At 67.6% G+C, this 23,541-nt stretch carries 12 protein-coding genes and 1 tRNA gene (1 of these 13 running past the window's edge); 10 read left to right on the forward strand and 3 right to left on the reverse strand.

Annotated elements, in window-relative coordinates; genetic code table 11:
• The 10 genes from OTER_RS09975 to OTER_RS10020 form a co-directional block, all read left to right on the forward strand.
• Nucleotides 1-1,998, forward strand: the 3' portion of a protein-coding gene (locus tag OTER_RS09975) for a non-ribosomal peptide synthetase (RefSeq protein WP_012374791.1). Its footprint begins 1,332 nt before the window's first position; 1,998 of the gene's 3,330 nt are visible here — the last part of the coding sequence; its start codon lies off the left edge, out of view; it ends in the stop codon at nucleotides 1,996-1,998.
• Nucleotides 1,995-11,051, forward strand: a complete 9,057-nt coding sequence (locus OTER_RS09980) for a non-ribosomal peptide synthetase (RefSeq protein WP_012374792.1) — start codon at nucleotides 1,995-1,997, stop codon at nucleotides 11,049-11,051. Before OTER_RS09975 ends, OTER_RS09980 begins: the two co-directional genes overlap by 4 nt.
• A gap of 12 nt (nucleotides 11,052-11,063) precedes the next feature.
• The gene (locus tag OTER_RS24035; RefSeq protein ID WP_012374793.1) at nucleotides 11,064-14,477 is read left to right on the forward strand and encodes an amino acid adenylation domain-containing protein; all 3,414 of its coding nucleotides are present in this window, start codon (nucleotides 11,064-11,066) and stop codon (nucleotides 14,475-14,477) included.
• A gap of 134 nt (nucleotides 14,478-14,611) precedes the next feature.
• Nucleotides 14,612-15,901 (forward strand): diaminobutyrate--2-oxoglutarate transaminase, encoded by a 1,290-nt coding sequence (gene ectB, locus OTER_RS09990; RefSeq protein ID WP_012374794.1) that lies wholly within the window; start codon nucleotides 14,612-14,614, stop codon nucleotides 15,899-15,901.
• Between the two features lie 154 nt (nucleotides 15,902-16,055).
• The gene (locus OTER_RS25145) at nucleotides 16,056-16,514 is read left to right on the forward strand and encodes an REP-associated tyrosine transposase (protein ID WP_425496020.1); all 459 of its coding nucleotides are present in this window, start codon (nucleotides 16,056-16,058) and stop codon (nucleotides 16,512-16,514) included.
• Nucleotides 16,515-16,651: 137 nt separating this feature from the next.
• A complete protein-coding gene (gene asd / locus OTER_RS10000; RefSeq protein ID WP_012374796.1) occupies nucleotides 16,652-17,572 on the forward strand; it encodes an archaetidylserine decarboxylase in 921 nt (306 codons plus the stop codon).
• Between the two features lie 196 nt (nucleotides 17,573-17,768).
• On the forward strand, nucleotides 17,769-18,644 hold the full coding sequence (locus tag OTER_RS10005; RefSeq protein WP_012374797.1) for a sulfurtransferase: 876 nt from the start codon (nucleotides 17,769-17,771) through the stop codon (nucleotides 18,642-18,644).
• Between the two features lie 175 nt (nucleotides 18,645-18,819).
• Nucleotides 18,820-19,275 carry a SufE family protein gene (locus OTER_RS10010; RefSeq protein WP_012374798.1) on the forward strand — a complete coding sequence of 152 codons (456 nt, stop codon included), beginning with the start codon at nucleotides 18,820-18,822 and terminating at the stop codon, nucleotides 19,273-19,275.
• Between the two features lie 163 nt (nucleotides 19,276-19,438).
• Nucleotides 19,439-19,522 (forward strand) — tRNA-Leu (locus tag OTER_RS10015).
• Nucleotides 19,523-19,653: 131 nt separating this feature from the next.
• Entirely contained in the window at nucleotides 19,654-20,034 is a 381-nt protein-coding gene (locus OTER_RS10020) for a VOC family protein (RefSeq protein WP_012374799.1), read from the forward strand.
• A gap of 31 nt (nucleotides 20,035-20,065) precedes the next feature.
• Here OTER_RS10020 and OTER_RS10025 read toward each other — a convergent pair whose 3' ends face one another.
• From OTER_RS10025 to OTER_RS10035, 3 genes are all read right to left on the reverse strand, one after another.
• Nucleotides 20,066-21,070 (reverse strand): DNA-3-methyladenine glycosylase family protein, encoded by a 1,005-nt coding sequence (locus OTER_RS10025; RefSeq protein WP_012374800.1) that lies wholly within the window; start codon nucleotides 21,068-21,070, stop codon nucleotides 20,066-20,068.
• A 58-nt stretch (nucleotides 21,071-21,128) separates the two neighbouring features.
• Nucleotides 21,129-21,611, reverse strand: a complete 483-nt coding sequence (locus tag OTER_RS10030; protein ID WP_012374801.1) for a hypothetical protein — start codon at nucleotides 21,609-21,611, stop codon at nucleotides 21,129-21,131.
• A gap of 288 nt (nucleotides 21,612-21,899) precedes the next feature.
• Nucleotides 21,900-23,531, reverse strand: coding sequence for a peptide ABC transporter substrate-binding protein (locus OTER_RS10035; protein ID WP_012374802.1), 1,632 nt, complete (start codon nucleotides 23,529-23,531; stop codon nucleotides 21,900-21,902).
• Nucleotides 23,532-23,541: the final 10 nt, after the last annotated feature.

Consider the following 23,541-nt stretch of genomic DNA (forward strand, 5'->3'; position numbering starts at 1 on the left):
CGGATTCGCCGGCTGGCGGACCATCTGCGGCAACTCGCGATCGCCATCGTGGCGGATCCGTCGTGCCGGCTCGGCGAATACGAGCTGCTCGCGCCAGAGGAGCGTCGGCGGCTGCTGGTGGCGTTCAATCCGACACCGGTCGCGGCGCCGATGGACACGCTGCCCGCGGCGTTTGAGCGCGTGGCTGCGCGACAACCGGCGGCGGCGGCCCTCCGGCACGGCGGTACCGTGCTCAGCTATGCGGAACTCGACGCCGGCGCGAATCGGATCGCGCAGCGGCTGCGCGCGCGGGGCGTGGCGCGTGAGGCGATCGTGGCCGTGATGCTCGAGCGCGGGTGCGCATGGACCGAGGCGCTACTCGGCGTGATGAAGGCCGGCGCCATTTATCTGCCGATCGATCCGGCGCTGCCGCCGGGCCGCGTGACGACGATGCTGCGCGATAGCGGGGCGGTGCTCGTCATCACGTCGCCCGATCTGCAGGTGCGTCTGCCGGACGGGCTGGAGGTTCTCCTCGTGGAGCGCGCGGACGAGTCCACGATGGTTGACGGAGCGCGCGCGTCGGCCAATGCGCCCGCGCCGGCGGACGGCGCGTATCTGATCTACACGTCGGGCTCGACCGGGGAACCCAAAGGGGTGCTGGTCGAGCACCGCGGCCTGGTGAACACGATCCGGGACCAAATCGCGCAGCTGGGTTTGTCCGCGGCCGACCGGGTGCTCCAGTTCGCGAGCACCTCCTTCGATGCCTCGCTGTTCGAGGTGTGGAACGCCTGGCTGAGCGGCGCGACGCTCGTGATCGCGCCGGAAGCGGCGCGGAGCGACGCAGCGGCGTTTCGCGCGTTGCTGCGCGAAGCGGCGGTGACGATGGCTGTGCTGCCGCCGTCATTCCTGCGCAGTTTGGATCGGGCCGAGCTCTCGCTGCGAATTCTGTTCACCGCGGGCGAAGCGGCCGATCCGGAGGACGCGAGACACTATGCGGCGCGGCTTACCTATGTGAATGGCTACGGGCCGACGGAGGCATCGATCTGCAGCACGATTCACGTGGTGCAGCCGGGCGACGCGATGCCTTTTGGCGTGCCGATTGGGCGTCCGATCGGAGGAACGCGAGCCTACGTGCTCGACGCGGCGGGTCAGTTGGCGCCCATCGGCGTGATCGGTGAACTGTGGGTGGCGGGAGCGGGCGTGGCGCGCGGCTACTGGCGCCGGCCGGAGCTGACCGCCGAGCGGTTCGCGCCGGATCCGTTTTTCCCGGGCGGTCGGATGTACCGCACCGGCGATCGGTGCCGCTGGCGCGAGGACGGCGCGCTGGAGTTTTTCGGGCGAACGGATGCGCAGATCAAGCTGCGCGGTTTTCGGATCGAGCTCGGCGAGATCGAGGCGGCGTTGCGCGGCTGCGCGGGAGTGCGGGAGGCGGCGGTGACGCTGCGGATCGACGGCGGAACCGCGCCGCGACTCGTCGGCTACGTGGTGCCCGTCGAGGGCTCAGGCTTCGACGAGCCGGCGGTGCGCGAACAGCTTCGGCAGCGACTGCCGGACTACATGGTGCCGGCGGCGTTCGTGACGCTGGCGGCGATGCCGCTTTCGACGGCGGGCAAGATCGACCGGCGCGCGCTGCCGCCACCGACGGCGGTGCACGCGGATTACGTGGCGCCGCGCGACGACGTCGAGCGCGTGGTGACCAGTGTGTTGAGCGAAGTCTTACGCGCGGAGCGGCTCGGCGTGCACGACGGGTTTTTCCAGCACGGCGGCAATTCGCTGCTGGCGATCCAGGCGATCTCGCGGCTGCGCGACACGTTCCGGCGCGAGCTGCCGATCACCGACTTTTTTGCGCAGCCGACGCCGGAAGGCGTGGCGGCGGCGCTCCGGCGTGACCTGGCGCAGCGCGAACACGTGGAGAAAGTCGCGCGGCTGATCCTGCGGCTCGCGGCGATGTCACCGGAGGAGAAGCAGCAGTTGCTCGCGCAGCGGCGGGGCGCGGGGGCAGGCGGAGGTGCGGCGTGATTCGGCCGGACGACCAGGACGCGGAGTTGCTGGACCTGCTGCTGGACACGGCAGGCGTGCCGACGGTGCCCCGGCTGGTTCGACGGCCGGAGGGCACCGCGCCGGTGTTGTCCGCGGCGCAGCAACGGATGTGGTTCCTGCAGCAGTTTGATCCGGCGAGCCCGGCCTACAATCTGGTGACGGCGGTGCGCTGGCACGGAGCGCTCGAGGTGGCGTGGCTCGAGGCGGCGGTCAACGACGTGGTGCAGCGGCACGAAGTGCTGCGGACGGCGTTCGCGAGCGAGGACGGCCGCGCGGTCGCGCGATTCTTCGCTGACGCCAGGGTGACGGTGCGCTGCGTCACGGGCGATCCGGCGAGTGTGCAGACCGAGGAAGCGGGCCGCCCGTTTGAGTTGTCGGTCGCGCCCTTGCTTCGGCTGGCCGTGGCGCGGAGCAGCGCGGCCGAGCACGTCGTGGTGCTCACGATGCATCACATCGTGGCGGACGGCTGGTCGATGGACGTGCTGGTGCGCGAGATCGGCACGGCGTATCGGGCGCGCGCCGAAGGCCGGCCGCCGACGTGGCCGGAACTGCCGGTGCAGTATGCGGACTTCGCGGCGTGGCAGCACGCCTCGCTGGAGTCGGGCGTGCGCGCCACGCAACTGGCCTATTGGCGGCGGCAGTTGGCAAATCCGCCGACGCTGGCGCTGCCGACGGACCGGCCCCGACCGGCGCGGCCGGATTTCGCCGGCGCGGTCCACGGGTTCACGCTGCCGACGGACGTGGTGGCGGGCGTGCGGCGGCTCGCGCAGACGGAGGATGCCACGCTGTTCATGGTGCTGCTGGCCGGATTCCAGGCGCTGCTGCACCGGTTGACGGGGCAGGACGATCTGGTGGTCGGCGCGCCGGTGGCGAACCGGACCCGCAGCGAACTCGAGCCGCTGATCGGATTTTTCGTCAACACGCTCGTGCTCCGCGCCGACCTGGTGAACGCCGCCACGTTCCGTCAGCTCGTGCAGCAGGTGAAGCGGACGGCGATCGACGCGTATGCGCACCAGGACCTGCCGTTCGAGGAACTCGTGCACGAGCTGCAGCCGGAACGGCACCTGAGCCAGAACCCGCTCTTTCAGGTGATGTTCTCCGTGCAGGCGGCGGCGCGCGAAGTCCTCGCGCTGCCCGGCGTCGCGATCGAGGCGCTCAAGTCCGACGCGCGCACGGCGAAGTTCGACCTGCTGCTTGGTTTCGAGGAGGCGGCTGACGCGATCCACGGCGGCATCGAGTATCGAACCACGCTGTTCGACGCGGCGACGATCGAGCGATGGGCGCTGTGCCTCGTCACGTTGCTGCGCGCGGCGGTGCAGGCGCCCGACGCGCCGCTGCGCACGTTGCCGTTGCTGCCGGACTCCGAGCGACGCCGGCTCCTGGTGGAGTGGAATCCCGCTGGACGCGACTATCCCGAGCGGAGTCTGGCGGCGCTGTTTGCGGAACAAGTGGCGACGTCGCCGGACGCGACGGCGCTGACGTGCGCGGGCACGCGGCTCACGTATGCCGAGCTCGACGCGCGGTCGAATCGGCTGGCGCACGTGTTCGTGGGCGCAGGGATCGGGCCGGACGTGTGTGTGGCCGTGTGCCTCGAACGCTCCGTCGAGCTGATCGTGGCGTTGCTCGGGATCGTGAAGGCCGGTGGCGCCTACGCGGCGCTCGAGCCGGATTATCCGGAGGAGCGGCTGCAGTGGATGCTGGCGGATTTGGCGGCGCCGCTCGTGATCACGTCTGAGCCGTGGGGCGCGAAGCTACAGCGCGTCGCCGGCACGATGGCGAGACCGCCAACGGTTTTAGCGTTCGAACGCGAGCGCGAGCGGATCGCGGCGCATCCGGCCACGGCGCCGGCGGTCGCGGCGACGATCGACGATCTCGCGTATGTGAGCTACACGTCCGGCTCGACGGGCCGGCCAAAAGGCGTGGCGGTGCCGCAACGCGGCGTGGTCCGGCTGGTGCGCGGAGCGGATTACGCGCGGTTCGGTGCGGACGAGGTGTTCCTGCAATTCGCGCCGGTGGCGTTCGACGCGTCGACGCTCGAGATCTGGGGCCCGCTGCTCAACGGTGCGCGACTCGTCGTGATGCCCGCCGGCCGGCCGTCGCTCGAGGAGCTGGGCCGCGTGGTGCGCGAGGAACGCGTGACTACACTGTGGCTCACCGCGGGACTGTTCCGCGCGATGGTGGAGGAACGGCTGGCGGATTTGCGCGGGGTGAAACAGCTGCTGGCGGGCGGCGACGTGTTGCCGATCGCGGCGGTGGAGCGCGTGCTGCGCGAACTGCCAGGATGCCGGTTGATCAACGGCTATGGGCCGACAGAGAACACGACGTTCACGTGTTGTCACACGGTCGTCGCGGCCGACCTCGCGGGTGGATCCGTGCCGATTGGCCGGCCGATCGCAGCCACGACGGTGCAGGTGCTCGACGCGGCGCTACAGCTGGTGCCGGTCGGCGTGCCCGGCGAGCTGTTCACCGGCGGCGACGGGTTGGCCCGTGGGTATGTCGGCCAGCCGGCGCTGACGGCGGAGAAGTTTCTGCCGAATCCGTTCGGCGCTGGCCGGCTGTATCGGACCGGAGATCGCGTGCGGTGGCGGGCGGATGGCACGCTCGAATTCCTGGGCCGGTTTGACGAGCAGGTGAAGGTGCGCGGGTTCCGGATTGAGCCGGGCGAGGTGGAGGCGGCGTTGTGCGCGGAGCGTGGCGTCGCGGCGGCGGCGGTGGTGGTGCGCGCGGACGCCGGCGCGAAACAACTCGTCGGCTATGTGGTGGCGGAAAGCGACGGAGAGTCGCTGCGCGAGCGGCTGAAGGCGCGGCTGCCCGACTACCTGGTGCCGGCGGTGATCGTGCGACTGGAAGCGTTGCCGCTCACGGCGAACGGCAAGATCGATCGTGCCGCGCTGCCGGCGCCGGGCGCGCGACTCGGCGCGAGCCAAGGCTACCTGGCGCCCCGGAACGAGCCGGAGCGCGACCTGGCTGCCGTGTGGAGCAGTGTGCTGGGCCGAACGCAGGTGGGCGTGCACGACAACTATTTCGCGCTCGGCGGCGATTCGATTGGTGCAATCCAGGTCGTGAGCCGGTTGAAGCGCGCGGGCTGGCAGGTGGACGTGCGCGATCTGTTCCAATTTCCGATCCTCGCCGAGCTGGCGCTCCGGCTGCGCCGCGGAGCGGATGGCGGCGTGGAGGAAGGTCCAATCGAAGGGCCGGTGGGACCCACGCCGGCGCAGGCGTGGTTTTTGGCGCAGCCTGTGGCCGATCGACACCATTTCAACCAGGCGGTGCTGCTCCGGCCGCGGAGCGACTTACGCACGGATGCGCTGACCGCGGCGGTCACCGCGCTCTGGCGGCAGCATGATGCGCTCCGGACCGTGCTGCGCGAGGACGTGCTGCAAATCCTCCCGGCGGACACGCCGCCGCGCGTGATCGAGCTCGCGGTGCCGGACGAGCCGGCGCGGTGCGCCCACACCGAATCGATCCATCGGTCGTTTGATCTCGAACGTGGACCGCTGTTTGTCGCGGTGCTGTATCGAAGCGTCGGCGGCGACCGGCTGCTGCTGGCGGCGCACCATCTCGTGATCGATGGCGTGTCGTGGCGGATCCTCTTGGAAGACCTGGAGCGCGCGCTGCGGCAGCACGCGGCGGGTCAGCCGATCGATCTCGGGCCGCGGACGACCTCGATCCGGCGGTGGACGGAGGCCGCGCAGGCGCGGCCGAGCGAACCGGCGGAGGCGTGGGTGTTATCTGAACCGGTGAGCTGGCGGCCGGCGCGGACGGAGGAGCCGAACGTCTTCGGCGCCACGCGCACACTCAGCGTGAGGTTGGAGGAGGAGTTGACGGGCGCGTTGCTCACCCGGGCGGGCACGGCGTATGGAACGCGGACCGACGAACTCCTGCTGCTCGCGCTCGCGCGGGCGTTGCGGCGCTGGCACGGTGGCGAACGCACGCGCGTGCTGCTCGAAGGCCACGGTCGCGATCCCGAGACCGGGCTGCCGGCGATCGAGCGCACGGTAGGATGGTTCACCTGCCTTTATCCGGTGACGATTGGCGTCGAAGGCGAGGATCTCGGGGCGCAGCTCAAACGATTGAAGGAGGCGCTGCGCGCGGTGCCAGCCAAGGGCATCGGCTATGGCATTGCGCGATATCTGCAACGCTCGGTCGCCCTGGCGAACGATCCGCCGCCGCCGGTGAGCTTCAACTATCTCGGTCAGTTCGGCGACGAAGCTGGCGGAAGGCTGCAGCTGGCGGACGAATCGAGCGGCGCGCCGATCGGCGCGCGCGTGGTGCGGAGCTGCGAGCTCGACGCGACGGCGATCACGGTGCGCGGACGCATGGAGCTGACGCTGACCTACGGCGCGTTGCGGCAGCCCTCGGCCGAGATGGAGCGCGTGTTGTCCGACTGGCGCGAAGAGATCGCGACGGTGGTGGCGCACTGCGTGGCGCAGACCCGGCCGGAGAAGACGCCGGCGGATTTCACCTCGCCCGGGCTGACGCTCGCGGGATACGAGGCGCTGTTGCGCGCGCGAAACTGGACGGCGGCGGACGTCGAGGACGTGTGCCGGCTCTCGCCGATGCAGTCGGGGCTGTTGTTTCAGTCGCTGCTCGAGACGGATTCGGACGCGTATTTCGTTCAGATGGCGTATCGGTTGCGCGGCGCGATCGACGCGGGGCGACTCGAAGCGGCCTGGCAGGCGGTGGGCCGGCGGCATGCGATCCTGCGCGCGAACATCGTGCATCAAGACCTCGACGAGCCGCGGCTGATCGTCTGGCGGGAGCGGCGGGCGGAGGTGGCGACGACTGACCTGCGCGGGCTCGACGCGGCCGAGCAACGAAAGCGAATCGCGGCGGCGCGGGCGGCGGATCTGGCGCGCGGGTTTGATCTCGAGCGTGATCCGCTCTGGCGCGTGACGCTGTTCCGGACGGCCGATGATGCGGTCGAGCTCGTGTGGAGTTATCACCACGTGCTGCTCGACGGCTGGAGCCTGGGGCTCGTGCAGCGCGATTTGCTGGCGGCGTACGCGACCGCGGAGCAAGCGCGCGAGCAGCCCGCGCCGGCTGCCTTTCGCGACTACGTGCGCTGGCTCGCGCGGCGCGATCCGGAAGCCTCGCGCGGATTCTGGAAAACCTATCTGGCGGATTTCGAGCAAGCGACCGGCTTGCCCGTGCTTGGAGCGAGGACCGCGGCGGCCGGCTACGTGGCGGCGAGTCATCCGCTCGCACTGGGCGGTGAACTGAGCCGTGGACTGCGCGCGCTCGCGACGGCGCGAGGCGTGACCCTGAACACGATGCTGCAAGCGGCGTGGGGGATCGTGTTGGCGCGCTACAACCGGACCGGCGACGTGGTGTTTGGCGCGATCGTGTCGGGCCGGCCGGCGGATCTGCCCGGGGTCGAGGAAATGGTCGGGCCGTTCATCTGCGCGGTGCCAGTGCGCGTCCGGGCGGAACCGACGGCGCGGCTGCCCGAGCTGCTGCGGCGGTTGCAGGACGCGGCGCTGGCAAGCGAGGCGCACCACCACCTGCCGATCGCCGAGATCCAGACGCTCACGCCACTCGGCCGACAGCTGTTCGATCACCTGCTGGTGTTTGAAAATTATCCGGTGGATCGCGGGCTCGCCGGTGCCGGCGAGGCGGGATGGCGGGTGGAGGCGGTGGAGGCACACGACCGCACGCACTATGACCTCGACGTGACGGTCGCACCCGACGAGGAGCTGACAATCACGTTTGGTTTCAACCGCAACGTGTACCCGCCCGAGCAGGTGGCGCGCGTGGCGGAGCATCTGCGGCGCGTGCTGCAGCAGATGGTGGCGGCGCCCGAAGCGCAGGTTGCAGACTATGACCTGGCGACGGCGGAGGAGACGCGACTGGTGCTGGAGACCTTCAATGCCACTGCGGTGCCGTGGCCGCGGGAGCAGACGCTGGTCGACTTGCTCGACGAAGCGGCGCGTCGCTGGCCCGAGCGAACCGCGGTGGTTTTCGGGGAGGAGGCGCTGAGCTATCACGAGCTCCACGCGCGGGCCGACCGGCTCGCGGCGGCGCTCCGCGCGCGCGGCGTCGGGCCGGAGGTCTTGGTGGGGCTACTGATCGAGCGCTCGGCGGAGATGATCGTCGGGGTGCTCGGGGTGTTGAAAGCGGGCGGGGCCTACCTGCCGCTCGACCCGGCGTATCCGTCGGATCGGCTGGCGTTCATGATCGAGGACGCGAAACCGCGCGTGATTGTCACCCAGCGGGCGCTCGCGGAGCGCGTGCCGCGGACCGCGGCGGGTGCGGAGCGGTTGTTGATCGACGGCGAACTCGACGTGGGGGCGGCAGCGACCGGCGGCGAGCAAGCCGCGACGCTGCGGCCGGAGCATCTCGCGTATCTGATCTACACGTCGGGTTCGACGGGAAAGCCGAAAGGCGTCGCCGTGGAGCATCGGTCGCTGGTCAACGCCGCGATGGCGTGGCGGGTCGGCTACGGATTGCCGGCGATGGACGTGCGGCTGCTGCAGCTGGCGAGCCTGTCCTTCGATGTGTTTGCCGGCGACCTGATCCGCACGCTCACCAACGGCGGGATGATGGTGGTGTGCGACGCCGAGACGCGGCTCGATCCGGCCGCGCTGTGCGAACTGTTGGTGCGGCACCGGATCACGTTCTTCGAATCGACGCCGGGACTGATTCTCCCGCTGATGGAGCACGTGCGGCTGCAGGGGGTGAAGTTGCCGGACCTGCGGATCCTGGTGTTGGGCTCCGATACGCTCGCGATCGGCGAGTATCGGCGGCTGCTCGCGGACTTTGGCGCGGCGATGCGGATCGTGAACAGCTACGGCGTGACGGAGGCGACGATCGACACGAGCTTTTTTGAGTCGCGACCGGGCGCACCGGAGCTCGAAGAGCTGGGCGAGGGCTCGACCCCGATCGGCCGGCCGATGGCGAACCAGGAGCTCCATGTGCTGGACGCGCGGTTGCGACCGTGTCCGCCGGGGGTGGTGGGCGAGCTGTTCATCGGCGGCGCAGGCGTGGCGCGGGGTTATCACGCGCGACCGGAGCTGAACGCGGAGCGGTTCGTTTGCTGCGAGTTGGGGGGCGAGCCGCGCCGGCTGTATCGTACCGGCGATCTGGCGCGTTGGCGGGCGGATGGGAATGTTGATTTCCTCGGCCGGGGCGACTGGCAGGCGAAGGTGCGCGGGTTCCGGGTGGAACCGGGCGAAGTCGAGGCGGTGCTGCGGCGGCACGCCAACGTACGCGACGTGGTGGTGGGCGTGCGCGTGGTGGGCGGGGCGAACGCGCTGGTGGCGTACGTCGTGGCGGCCGAGTGGACGCCGGCGGAGTGGCGGGCGCACGTACTGGCTGAGCTGCCCGACTATATGGTGCCCGCGTATTGGGTGAAGCTGGAGCGGCTGCCGTTGTCGCCCAACGGCAAGATCGACCGGCGCGCGCTGCCGGCGCCGGGCGCGGAGGCGGCCGTGCGCGGCACGGCGTTCGTGGCGCCGCGCACGCCGGTGGAGGAGCAACTCGCGGCGATCTGGCGCGAGGTACTGCAGGTCGAGCGCGTGGGGGTGGAGGATGATTTCTTCGAGCTGGGCGGGCACAGCCTCAAGGCGATGCAGGTGGCCACGCGCGTGCAGCAGGCGTTCGGCGTGCGGCCGGCGCTGCGGGCGTTTTTCGCGGCGCCAACGATCGCGGCGCTGGCGCAGACGGTTGGGGCAACCGCGACGGGCGCGGCGCAGGTGATGGCGATTCCGCGCGCCGAGCCACGCGCGGACTACGAACTCTCGTTTGCGCAGCAACGGCTCTGGCTGCTGCACCAGCTCGGCGGCGCGTCGGCGTACAACATGCCGGAGGCGTATATGCTCAACACCCGGCTCGATGCGGACGCGCTCGAGCGGGCGTTCCAGCAGTTGGTGGCGCGACACGAGGCGCTGCGGACCGCGTTCGTGGTGGTGAATGGCGAGCCCCGGCAGCGGATTCATGCGCAAGTGCCGTTTGCGCTGCGCCGCATCGATCTGTCCCGCGAGCCGGCGCCGGACGAGCGGGCGCGCGAATTGGCCGACCGCGAAGCCGCTGCGCCGTTCGATCTCACCCAGCCGCCGCTGCTGCGGGCCACGCTGGTGACGCTGGGGGCGGAGCGCTGCGCGTTCCTGTTCACGATGCATCACATCGTGGGCGACGGCTGGTCGGGGAACGTCCTGTATCGCGAGCTGTTCGCGCTGTATGCGGCGTGCCGGGCCGGCGCGCCGGATCCGCTGCCGCCGCTGCGGATTCACTACAAGGATTTCGCGGTGTGGCAAAAGACGCAGCGGTTCGACGCGGACGAGGCGTACTGGCTCACGGCGCTCCGCGGCGCGCCGGCCGCGCTGATGCTGCCGTATGACTTTCCGCCGCGCGCCGAGCGCGATTTCCGCGGCGACGTGGTGCGCGGCGCGATCGCGCCGGCGCAGCTGGTCGGACTGCAGCGGCTCGCGCGCGAGCGGCGGACCACCGTGGCGAATGTCGTGCTCGCGGTCTTCAAGCTGGTGCTGTTCCAGATCACGAAGCAGGAGGACTTCTGCGTGGGCGTCAGCATCGCCAACCGGCAGCACGCCGATCTCGAGAACCTGATCGGGTTCTTCGTGAACATCCTGCCGGTGCGCGCGCGATTGAACGAGGCGATGGAGTTCGACGAACTGCTGGCGCAGGTGAGCGCGGCCGCCACTGCGGCATTCGAGCATCAGGAGTATCCCTTCGACCTGCTCGTGCAGAAACTGAACCCGTTGCGCGCGAGCAACCGGCAGCCGCTGCTCAACGTGATCTACGGTTACCAGAACTTCAGCGACGTGCATGTCGCGGTTGGTGGCGCCGCGACGGCGGGGGCTGCGGGTGAACCGGCGCTGGATGTCACGCCGCTGGCGCACGCGTTCCGGACGTCGAAGTTCGACCTCACATTGTTCGTCGGCGAGGAAGCCGGCGGGCTGGCGTTGACGCTCGAGTATGACACCGGGCTGTTCCGCGCGGAGACGGCCCGCCGTTACGTAGAGCTACTGGAGCGGTTTGCCGGAATGGTCGCGGACGCGGCGACCGATGAATGAGCGATTTTGCGCATGAAACTCGGCCAATTCTCCATTGTCGGCGACGGTGATGCGCAGCGTGCGCTGCGGGACCAAGTCGCGGGCTTCAACCGCACCGCGACGGCGTATCCGCGCGACAGCACGGTGCACGCGGAGTTTGCCGCGCAGGCGGCGCGGACGCCGGACGCGGTCGCGGTTTTCGCGGGCGAGCGGAGCTATACCTACGCGCAGGTGGCGGCGCGGGCGAACCAGCTCGCGCGGCTGTTCGTCGAGCGTGGACTGACGTCCGAGGGGTTTGTCGGGGTGATGCTCGAGGATGTTTATGGTCTGGTGACGACGCTGCTGGGAGTGCTGGAGGCCGGCGGCGCGTACCTGCCGCTGGACGCCGACACGCCGGCAGCGCGGCTGGAGTACATGCTGCGGGAAACGAAGGCGCGATTTCTCGTCGGCGGCCGGGCGGATATCCGGCTGTTGAACCGGCTGCACTGGAGCTGTCCGGATCTGACGGTGCTGCTGTGCGTCGACAGCGAGGACGTGCAGGCCGAGATCGAGCCGACGGGCGAGTTGATGCGAGAAGAGGTGTGGGATTTCGTGGGCAAGGAACTGGTCGACGAGATCTCGGGCGGCGGCTGGAAAAGCAGTTACACCGGCGAGTGGCTGAGTCGCGAGGTGATGGCGGCGTACGGCGAAAACGTCCGGCGGAAAGTCGCGTCGCATGTGACGGCGGACTCACGCGTACTGGAGATCGGGTGTTCGTCGGGCATCAGTCTGTTCGGGCTCGCGCCGCAGGCCGGGTTCTACCTCGGCACGGACCTGTCGGGGGAGATTTTGCGCTGGACCCGCGGCGAGGTGGAGCGGCGCGGACTGAAGCAGGTCCGGCTGGAACACCTGCCGGCGCACGCCGTCGCGCGGGCGGGCGAGCGCGGGTTCGACGTGGTGGTGATGAACAGCGTGCTGCAATGCTTCAGCGGTCACAACTACCTGCGGACCGTGTTGCGGCAGGCGATCGATCTGATGGCCGACGAAGGGGTGGTTTTTCTCGGTCACATCTGGGACGAGGAGCGGCGGCTGGAGTTCATCCGCGATCTGGCGGAGTTCCAGCGCACGAACGCGGGGAAAAATTTTCGCACGCACCTCGACCGGTCGGAGGATCTATTCGTCGCGCGCGAGTTCTGGAACGATCTGCAGGCAGAATGGCCGGAGATCGAGCGCATCGAGTATTCGGCGCTGCTCGGTGAGGTGGAGAGCGAGCTGACGCGGTTCGGCTACGATGCGATGCTGCACATCCGCAAGCGGTCGACCGCGGGCGGCGCGGCGGCGAAAGAGCGACCGGCGCGCCGGCGTCACCAGCTGGATCGGCGGGCGATCGCGGACCAGTTGCCGGCGCCGGTGCCGGAGCGCAGCGGGCCGGCGCGGCTGGCTTATGCGATCTACACCTCCGGCACAACGGGGAAACCCAAGGGCGTGCTGGTTGAACACCGGCCGATCCTGAGGCTGGTGCGGAACACCAACTACCTCACGCTGCGGCCGGACGATCGGATCCTGATGACGGGCGCGCTTTCGTTTGATGCGTCGACGTTCGAAATCTGGGGCGCGCTGCTCAACGGGGCCGCGCTCTGCCGGCCGGGCGAGCGCGACATGCTCGACAGCGCGGTCATGAAGGCGTTGATCCGCCGGCACGGCGTGACCGTGATGTTTTTGACCACGGGACTGTTCAACCAGCTGGCGGAGGCGGATGTGTCGCTGTTCGCGGGGCTGCGCTGCCTGCTGACGGGCGGCGAACGGATGTCCACGCACCACGTGAACGCGGTGCGTGCGGCGCACCCGGCGCTGGCGTTGAGCAACGTTTACGGGCCGACGGAGAACACGACGTTCTCGACGCATTTCCCGATCACGCGGGAGTTCACGGACGACGTGCCGATCGGTTATCCGATCGCGAACACGACGGCCTATCTCCTCGATGCGCAACGGGCGCCGGTGCCTCCGGGCGTGGTGGGCGAACTCTATGTCGGTGGTGACGGGCTCGCGCGCGGCTATCTGGGCGATGAGGCGTTGACGCGGGAAAAGTTCGTTTCGCATCCCTTCGCGCCCGGGGAGCGGCTGTATCGGACCGGCGACCTCGGCCGTTGGCGCGACGACGGCGCGGTGGAATTCTGCGGGCGCAAGGATCTGCAGGTGAAGATCCGTGGGTTCCGGATCGAACTCGGCGAGATCGAGAGCCGGCTGCAGCAGCTTGGCACGGTGAAGGAGGCAGTCGTCGTGGCGCGTGATTTCGGCGACGGCACGCTGACGCTGGTGGCGTATCTGCGGGGCACGGCGGAGCTGGACCTGGAGGCCGTGCGCGCCGAGTTGGTGCGGCAGCTGCCCGAGTACATGATTCCCGCGCACTTTGTCGCGCTGGAGGCGTTTCCGCTGACGAGCAACGGCAAGGTGGACCGTCGAGCGCTGCCGCTGCCAGACCGCGGCGCGGCGGCGCAGCGGGCAATCGTGCCGCCGAGTAACGAGGTGGAACGGGAGTTGACGGCGCTGTGGACGGGAGTGCTGGGCCGGTCGGACTTCGGCGTGACGGACAACTTCTTCGCGTCGGGCGGACACAGTCTGAAGGTGATGAAGCTCGTGTCCGGCATGCGCCAGAAGTTCGGGGTCGAGCTGCCGCTGGCCGCCGTGTTCAAGGCGACCACGATTCGCGAGCAGGCGCGGGTGGTGCTGGACGCTGCGCGTTTCGGCGTGGAGGGCATCGACGAGCCGCGGGTAAAGCTGAACGACGCCACGGGCGCGCCGGTGTTCGTGTTTCCGCCGGGCACGGGCGACGCGCTGGGCTACCTCCAACTGGCCGAGCAACTGCGGCCCTACGCGGTGTACGGGTTCAACTTCATCGCGGCGGAAACGCGGATCGCCGACTATGCGACACTCGTGCAGGAGGTCGATCCGGCCGGACCTCACGTGCTGATGGGGTATTCGGCGGGCGGCAATCTCGCGTATCACGTCGCGGCCGAGCTGGAACGCCGGGGGGCGCGCGTCGCCGGCGTGGTGATGGTGGATTCCGGCCGCTTGCTGCGGCCGATGACGATTCCGGCGGGCGAGGTCGAGCGGGTGACCGCGGAGTTCCTCGGGCACGAGAGCGTGCGTGACCACGTGGCCACGCCGGTGCTGCGCGAGAAGGCGACGCGGCTGATCGCGTGCTATTTCGACTATCTGGCCCGCGCCCTGGACGAAGCCGTGATCACCGCGGATATCTACGGACTGGTTTCAGCCGAACCGGGAGAACATTATGACGCAGAGGGGCGGCTGTTCGTCAGCCGCCGCGGCTGGAACGAGGCGACGCGGGGCCGCTACGTCGAAGTGGTGGGCGAGGGCACCCACAACGTGATGCTTGCGCCACCGCATCTGGGACCGAACGCGGCGCAGCTGCGGACGACGCTGGAAAGATTGCGATCGAGCGGGTGAGCCGGGCCGTGAGTTGAGACGTAGGGGCGCAGACTTGCTGCGCCCCTACGGGCATCCGGATTGGCGCCGCGTCGCCGCCGACGTGTGTTCGATTTTTTTCGACGGCTGGGAGAAACTCCCCAAGCTCGCAACCGATGAATGTCTTCCAGCGACGTGAATCCGAGGTGCGATCGTATATCCGCTCGTTTCCCGTGCTGTTCGAGAAGGGCCGGGGCGCGCAGCTGTTCGATCGTGAGGGTCGCAGCTACCTCGATTTTTTCGCCGGCGCCGGGGCGCTGAACTACGGGCATAATCCCGAGCCGATGAAGCAGGCGCTGATCCGTTATCTGGAGACGGACGGAGTAACGCACAGCCTCGACATGGCGACCGAGGCCAAGCGGCGGTTTCTCGCGCTGTTCGAGGAGATCATCCTGAAACCGCGTGGACTGGACTACAAGGTGCAGTTCACCGGGCCGACCGGCGCGAACGGCGTCGAGGCGGCGTTGAAGCTCGCGCGCCGCGTGAAGCAGCGGCGGAACGTGGTGGCGTTCACCAATGCGTATCACGGACTCAGCCTCGGCGCGCTCGCGGCCACCGCCAACGAGCACTATCGCCACGAAGCCTGGGTGCAGCGGCAGGATGTTTCGTTCGTGCCGTATGATGGCTACCTCGGGCCGGACGTGGACACCGCGGCGGTGCTGCGCAAGCTGCTGGACGATGGCAGCAGCGGCGTGGATCTGCCGGCGGCGGTGATCCTGGAGACCGTGCAGGCAGAGGGCGGGGTGAACGTCGCCTCGCATCGCTGGTTGCAGGAAGTGGCGCGGATCTGCCGCGAACGCGACGTGCTGCTGATCGTCGACGACATCCAGGTCGGCTGCGGCCGGACCGGGACGTTTTTCAGTTTCGAACGCGCGGGATTCACGCCGGACATCGTGGTGCTGTCGAAGTCGATCAGCGGCTATGGGCTGCCAATGTCGCTCGTGCTGATCCGGCCCGATATTGATCAATGGCAGCCGGGTGAACACACGGGAACGTTTCGCGGCAACAATCTCGCATTCGTGGCGGCGGCGGAAGCGCTCAGTTTCTGGGCGACGGCGGAGTTCGCGGAGACGGTGAGTGCGCGGGGCCGCCGGCTCGGCGCGTCGTTGCAGGATCTGATCGGCGATTTTCCGGCGCAGCTGACGCGGGTGCGCGGCGTGGGGATGATCTGGGGCCTGGAGTTCAAGCAGTCGGCGGTATGCCAGGCGGTGGCCCGTGAAGCGTTCGCGCGACGGCTGGTGATCGAAACCTGCGGATCAGAGCGCAACGTGCTGAAGTTTTTGCCGCCGTTGATCACCGACGAGACGATGCTGGCGGCGGGCGTGGAGATCGTGCGCGAGTCGATCCGCCAGGTCGTGGAGTATGCCGGCACGAGCGTCAGCCAGAATGCGGCGGGGGAAGGGTGAGGGGTCGCGGCGAGCCGGCTGATGTAGCCGGGCTCGTTGAGCCCGGGCTGGGCCGGGGTCAGCGACCCCGGCTACATGGCGCCCCGCTGCATTGAGCCTTCGCCACAATCTTTCTCGCGGGGTGCACCGATGCGCCCAGAATGGCACCGTGACAGTGCATCGGCACCTGCAGCGGCTGCATCTCGTTTGGGAAAAGCAGCCAGTGTATTTTGTCACGACATGTGTCACCGCGCGCCGATCTCTCCTGAGTACGTCAGAGGTCGCAGGCATCCTGCGTGAAGAGTGGGAGCACCTGCGTGGGCGCCATGGCTGGGCCGTCGGTCGGTATGTGATCATGCCTGATCACGTGCATTTCTTCATCGCACCAGAATCGACGAGCGCGAAACCGTTGGCGATGGCGGTCGGCAAATGGAAGGAATGGACGGCAAAGCGCATCCTGAAGAAGCTGCGTCTGCCGCCGCCGCTTTGGCAGCCGGAGTTCTTCGATCATTTGCTGCGTTCTCGCGAATCGCGCAGCGAAAAATGGGAGTATGTGCGGCAGAATCCGGTTCGGGCAGGACTGGTGAGAATGCCTGAAGAATGGTCGTTCGCAGGATTCGTGGATTTCGAGTGAGGCGTCTGGGCTGCGGCCTGCGTGTCGAGTACAGATCTGGCCGGGGTCAGCGACCCCGGCTACACCGCCCTCGTCGCGGCGAATCGGCTGAATCGACTTTGCGTGGAGAGGGTTTTGTGCAATCGTTCGTGTCCTCCATGCCAGCCGAGCCGATCCGATTCTATCATCGCTACCACCAACGAATCGAAACCGAGAAGGTGTTCGGCGAGGGTTGGCTGCGGTTCGCCTACGAGAATCCGGCCGGACGCTTCTTCGTGTGGCTGTTGGCACGGCGGAAGTTTTTCTCGTGGTGGTACGGCCGGAAGATGAACCAAAAGGTCAGCGCGCTGCGGATCCTGCCGTTCATCACCGCCTACGACATCGATGTCGATGAATTCGCCAAGTCGGCCTTCGACTACAAGACGTTCAACGAATTCTTCTACCGGGCGCTGAAGCCGGAGGCGCGGCCCATCGCGCCGGGCGAGCGCGCCGCCATTCTGCCGGCGGATGGCCGGCACCTGGTGTTTCCGAATGTCGAGACGACGGCTGGCTACTACGTGAAGGGCGAGCACTTCACACTCGCGGAGTTGTTCGCCGAGGATCGGCTGCCGGAGGCGGAGCGCGAACTCGCGCGGACGTTCGCCGGCGGCGGGATGCTGATCTCGCGACTGTGTCCGGTGGACTCCCACCGATTCCATTTCCCCGTGGACGGGACGCCGGGCGAATGGCGGCTGATCAACGGCTGGCTCTACTCGGTGAGCCCGGTGGCGCTGCGACACAACCTGCACTACCTGGTGCAGAACAAGCGCGTCGTCACGCTCATCGACTCGCCGGTGTTCGGCCGCGTGGCGCAGATCGAGGTCGGCGCGACGAACGTCGGCAGCATCCGGCAAACATTTGTGCCGCACCGAGCGGTGGTGAAGGGAGCCGAAAAGGGGTTTTTCGCCTTCGGCGGCTCGTGCGTGATCACTGTTTTCCAGCGCGGCCGGATCGAGTTCGCGCAGGACATGATCGCGCAGAGCGCGCAGCACGTGGAGACCTACGCGCGAATGGGCGACGTGCTCGGAACCGCGCTGTAGTCTAATGTAGCCGAGCTCGGTGAGCCCGGTGACCGGGGCGACATCAAACCGACGCGACCAGGCGTCGCGTCCACTTCGCAATCCGAAGCATGCGTCAGATTTCCGCCCGTCAAGCCGGTCGTATGACGGTTTCGCGACCAAGGATTTCCGGTCCGCCGTTTGCGAAGTGGGCCGGCGGAGACAACGTGACGGCGACATGAATCCGAAGTTTTCCGCCTATGCACATCCCGAGGTGCTGGTCGATGGCGACTGGCTGCAGGGGCATTTGCACGATCCGGGGATCCGGATCGTCGAGAGCAACGAGGACTTGTTGCTCTACGATACGGGACACATTCCCGGCGCGGTGCACATCGATTGGCGCGGCGACCTGCAGGACAACACCCAGCGCGACTACGTGTCGCCGGAGCGTTTCGCTGAAGTGTGCTCGCGCAACGGCATCACGCCGGACACGACGGTGGTGTTTTACGGGGACAAATCGAATTGGTGGGCGGCGTATGCGTTGTGGGCGTTCCGGCTGTTCGGGCACACCAAGGTCAAACTGCTCGACGGCGGCAGCGTGAAATGGAAGGCCGAGGGCCGACCGATCACCCGGGATAAGCCGAACGTGACACCGACGAACTATCCGGTACCGCCGAAACGGCACGACGACGTGATCCGAGCATTTTACACCGACGCGCTGGAGCATTCGCGCGGGCGCAAGCCGCTGATCGACGTGCGTTCGCCGGGCGAATACCGCGGCGAGATCACGCACATGCCTGAGTATCCGCAGGAAGGTGTGCTGCGCGGCGGGCACGTGCCGGGCGCGCGCAGCGTGCCGTGGGGCACGGCAGTGAACAGCGACGGCACGTTCAAGACCTTCGACGAGTTGAAGAAGATCTACACCGAGCAGCTCGGGTTGAAGAAGAACGACGACATCATCGCGTACTGCCGGATCGGCGAGCGCTCGAGTCACACTTGGTTCGTGTTGAGCTACCTGCTCGGCTACGAGCGCGTGCGCAATTACGACGGATCGTGGACGGAGTGGGGCAACATGGTCCGCTCGCCGATCGCCAAGGGCGAGCAGCCGGGATGAACGAATTTTCGATTTTGGATTCGCGATTTTTGATTTCTAGCCAGACCGGCCGGTGCGACAGCGAGCGGTGCCGAAGGAGAGTGTCGCAATGCGCTAGGGATGCCGCCGATCGTTCGAAAAGGTCGACGGCGCCTTCTCGCAGAATCGAAAATCCAAAATCAACATTCGAAAATCTGTGAGCTATCCGCCCAATCTGACGGAGATCGTCGAGTTTTTCGAACACCTCAGCGACGAGGAGAAACGCGAGAACCTGATCGCCTACGCCGACGGCGCGGCGCACTGCGCGCCGAAGACGGGCGAGACGTTTGATCTCGAGGACACGCGTAAAGACGAGGAGTGCACCGACACGGTGGGCGTGTTCCTCAATGTCGAGCAGCCGGCGCGCGCGGCGCATTTTCGGATTACGCTCGGCCCGCACGTGCAGACTCTGACGCGAGCGATGACGGCGATTCTCTGCAAGGGACTCGATGGCGCGACGCCGGAGCAGGTTCTCGACGTGCCGCAGGATTTCGTGCCGAAGATCGTCGGCGGCCAGCTCGTGCGATTGCGGAGTCAGACGGTGTATTACATCCTGACGCGGATGAAGAGCGCGGCGAAGGTGTGGCTGAATCGTGAGCGTGGCAGGCAGTAAACAGAAGACGGTAAGCAGTAAACGGACCTAGGCCGTAAGCCAAGCTGGAGCCGTGTCTTCGTGGTTTGAGCCGGGAAGGACAGGACGTGAGGGCGGCGTCGCTCCAGCTTTCGCTTGCCTCGGCGGATCGGAAATCGGCAATCTGCCCTCAGCACTCCTCGTCGCTCGGGTGGTGGAATGGCAGACACGAAGGTCTTAGAAGCCTTTGCCGTAAGGCGTGCAGGTTCAAGTCCTGTCCCGAGCACCATCCTTCATCCCGCGGCCGCGGGACTACGGCTGGCAGGCCATCCAGCGAGCTTCGCTGCCCAATCCGGTGCGGGCCGACGCATCCCGCTTTTCCACTGGCAGGGCACGGAGATCCGCACACAGTGCGTTCGCATGATCAAGAAACTCCTCCATACCCGGATGCGCGTGAACGATCTCGAGCGCACCGTGAAGTTTTACCAGGACGTGCTTGGGCTGAAGGTGGTGCGCCGGCACACCTCGCCGCGCGGGGCACAGCTCGTGTTCGTCGCGACGCCGAACAGCGACGAGGAGATCGAGCTCACGTATCTGCCGAACAGCCCGAGCGTGCAGGTGCAGCCGGACCTGATGCACTTGGCGTTCGAGGTCGACGATCTGGAAAAATTTGCCGCGGAGCTGAAGCAGCAGGGTTATCCGCTGAGCGACGGACCGACGCGGACGGACAGCGGCGCGGTGATCGCCTTCATCGACGCGCCCGAAGGCTACGAGATCGAGTTGATCCAGAAGGCGCCGTAGCCGGCGTTCGCCGCGCGGTTTTCCCGCGAGCTCAGACCGGCGGACGCGCGGCGGCGCGCTCGTAAGCGAACAGGTATTGCTGCGCGAGTCCGGCGAGCGGACCGAAATGCACGCGGCCGAACTGCGCGATTTGCGCGGGTTTCCAGCCCTGCAGCCCGTAGCGCGCCGCCATCGTCTTGATGATCCACACGTCGACGGGGAACGCTTCCAGCCGGCCGGCGCCGAACAGGAGAACGCAGTCGGCGACCTTTTCGCCCACGCCAGGCAGCGAGCAGAGCCGGTCCTTGGCCGCGGCGTAGGGGAGAGCTTCGGTTTCGGCGAGCCAGCCCGGGTGCGCCGCCAGGAACTGCGCGGTTTGGTGAATGTAACGAGCGCGAAAACCCAGCAAGCACGCGCGCAGCTCGGCTTCGGAAACCGCCGCGAGCTCGGGCCAGGTGGGAAGGCGGTGGAACGGAGTCGAGGGTTGAGGATTGAGCGTTGAGGGATCTCCCAGGGCAGCCGCACGGTTCGCGAGGGAAGATCGGTCAGCAGTGGTCGGCAAAACTGGTGCACCGTGACGGTCGGCGAGGAGTGCGACCATCTGTTTGATCTGCACGATCTGCTTCGTCGCGCTGCACAGGAAGCCGAGGAGGGTTTCGCCGAAAGGCTGCCGGAGAATCCGCAAGCCCGGGAAAGTCTCGAGACAACGGGCGAGGTGCGCGTCACTCCGCCACGGCAGCGTATCGGCAAGCGTGCGGCTGTCGCGTGCGAGATCGAGATAGGCGACCAACGCCGGTCCCACGTGTGCCGTGAGCGAGGACGGAGAAGACCACGCCAGCTGGCCTTCGGCGGTGAGCGCGATCCGGACGACGCCATCGCCGAATTGACCTAGCCAAGTGACGTCTGACGTGCGCTGCCAACGAAACGCCTGGCCGCCGTCGAGAATCTCCGCGAGCACGCGCGGCGAAAAGGTCTCAGCGCTGGGCAGGCGCTGCCATTCGGACCAGCCTGAGGCCGGCGCCTCGGGGATCAACGAGCGCGATGCGGGCGGAGTCATGCGGGCGATCGTCAATCGACGAGGAACGCCGGCCGAAAAGGCGACATCGCTCTCGGCGCTATTTCGCCGGCTTTTCCCACAAGAAGCTCTGGGCGCTGGCGAGACGCGCGCCGTCCGCGGCCTTGAGCTCCAGCTTCCAAGCCACGGGATGCGCGCTGCTGTCGGGCCATGCCGGGCCGGTCAGCCCCAGTTGGTAAACCGTGCCGCGATCGGGCAGATCGACGGGAAACTGGTAGGTCTTCGGATCCGGCGAGTCGGGGGTGATCACCTGCAGCGTGAACTGCGCGTTGGCGCGGGCGCCGCCGCTGTTGGCCACGCGCACCAGAAAATAGAAACCGGCGCGGGCGTCGGGGTGCGTGCGCAGGACGACGTGGCTGCCGTGGTGTTCGCGGCCGGTGAAGTATTCGGAGATGGTTTCGAACGACTCGGCGTTGCGCCAGCCCGGCCACACGCGAACGAACTCGACGTCTGCGGACCGACAGATCGAAACGACGAAGCACGCGAGGCAGGCAAACGTGAGTGGCAGACGGCGAAGGCGCATGGCGGCACGATGGCAGAGTCGGCGAACGCGACAAGTGTTTCACAACGTCATGCCGTCGCTGCCCGGCACCCTCCCGTGTCAGCTACCAGCTAGGGCGGGCCGGAGGGCAATTTTCACGTATTACGTGAAATTGATTCGGAGCGTGGTTGCCGAAGGAGCTGGCGGCGAGCGCACGGAGTTCGAGGAAATTTCGCCTGAGTCGAAGACGGGGTGGTAGCCATTTTCACGTAATACGTGAAAATGGCTACGCGGCGCTAGAGAACGGAATCGCTTGGCTGGCCGGGGCCGTCAGTAGGCGGGCGCGGCCGGCTCGAGCCGGACGAACTGGTAGCGATGGAAGCCGAGCAGGGCGGGCTCCCAGTTCTTCACCGCCGGATTGATCAGATAGGTGCGGGCACCGAAGAACAGCGGCGTGATGGGCGCCTGCGCCAGCAGCCGCGCTTCGGCCCGCTGGAAAAGCGCGAATCGAGCGTTGGAATCCGTGAGGCGCGAAGCCTCCTGCAGCCACCGGTCGTACTCCGCGTCCGCCCAGCCGGTCCAGTTGTTGCCGCCACCACCGGCGAACAGGTCGAGGAACGTGGCGGGATCGGCGAAGTCGCCGACCCACGCCGAGAAGACGATCGTGTAGGCGAGCGACTGCTGATTTTGCAGCCACGTCTTTTGCTCGAACGGCGCGAGGCTCACGCGCACGCCGATCTGCCCGAGCATCGACTGGATTGCTTCGGCCACCTTGGGCTGCGTGTCATCGTTGCGAAACTGAAACTCCAGCACGGGCAGCCCTTCGCCGTTGGGAAATCCGGCGTCGGCCAGGAGCGCGCGGGCTTTCGCGAGGTCGAAGCCGACGCGCGCCTCGGCCGTGTAGCCCGCGCAGCCGGGCGGCGTGAAGTGCGGGGCCGCGAGTCGCGAGCCGCGCAGCACGGCGCGCGCAAGGGCTTCACGATCGATCGCCAGTGCGATCGCCTGACGCACCTCGGGCCGGTCGAGCGGGGGACGCGTGACGTTGAAGCGCAAGAAGAATGTCTGCAGGAACGGATCGAGCCGGAGCTGTTCGGGCGCGGTCTCGCGATAGCGGGCGATCTTCTCGATCGGCACGCCATAGGTGATGTGCACCTGTCCCGTGCGGAACCCGCGCTCCTCGACGTCGGGATTTTCCGTGGGGAGGAAAACGATCTTCTCGAGCGTGTTCGCCGCAGCGCCCCAGTAGTGTGCGTTTTTGGAAACGACGATCCGGGCGTTGGGCAACCACTCGGCGAGCGTGAACGCGCCGTTGCCGACGAGGTTGCCCGGCCGGGTCCAGGCGGTGCTCCGTTGATCGATCCGGCCAAATTTTTCAATCGTCGCCCGGTGCACCGGGAACCACACGGGATTGGCGGCAAGCGCAAGCAGGTAGGGTGTCGGCCGTTCGAGCGTGAGTCGCAGCGTGTGGTCGTCGACGACGGTGACACCCACGTCGGCGAACGGCTTTACATCGCCGCGGTTGAAGGCTTGGGCGCCGCGAATCGGCCAGAGCAGGTAGGAATATTCGGACGCGAGCCCGGGCGAGAGGATGCGCTCGAACGAGTAGGCGAAGTCGCGCGCGGTTACCGCGTCGCCGTTGGACCAGCGTGCCGCGGGCCGCAGGTGGAAGGTGTAGGTGCGACCGTCGTCGGAAACGTCCCAGCGTTCCGCGACCCCGGGGACCGCGCGGGAGGTTTTCTCGTCGAGTGCGGTGAGTCCCTCGAACAGCGCGAGGATCACGTTCTGATCCGTGTAGGTGATTGACGTGTGCGGATCGAGATCGGTGGGCTCGGCGAGATTGCCGAGGAGCAGGGTGTGCTCGCGCGTGGCCACCTCGACTGGTGGCTCGCGCCGCGCGCAGGAGCCGGCGAGCAGGGCGGCGCAGAGAACAGAAACGAGCCGCGGGAAACACCAGAAGCGCATGGCGCAGAAG

This window comes from Opitutus terrae PB90-1 (assembly GCF_000019965.1).
GTDB classification, from domain to species: Bacteria; Verrucomicrobiota; Verrucomicrobiia; order Opitutales; family Opitutaceae; genus Opitutus; species Opitutus terrae.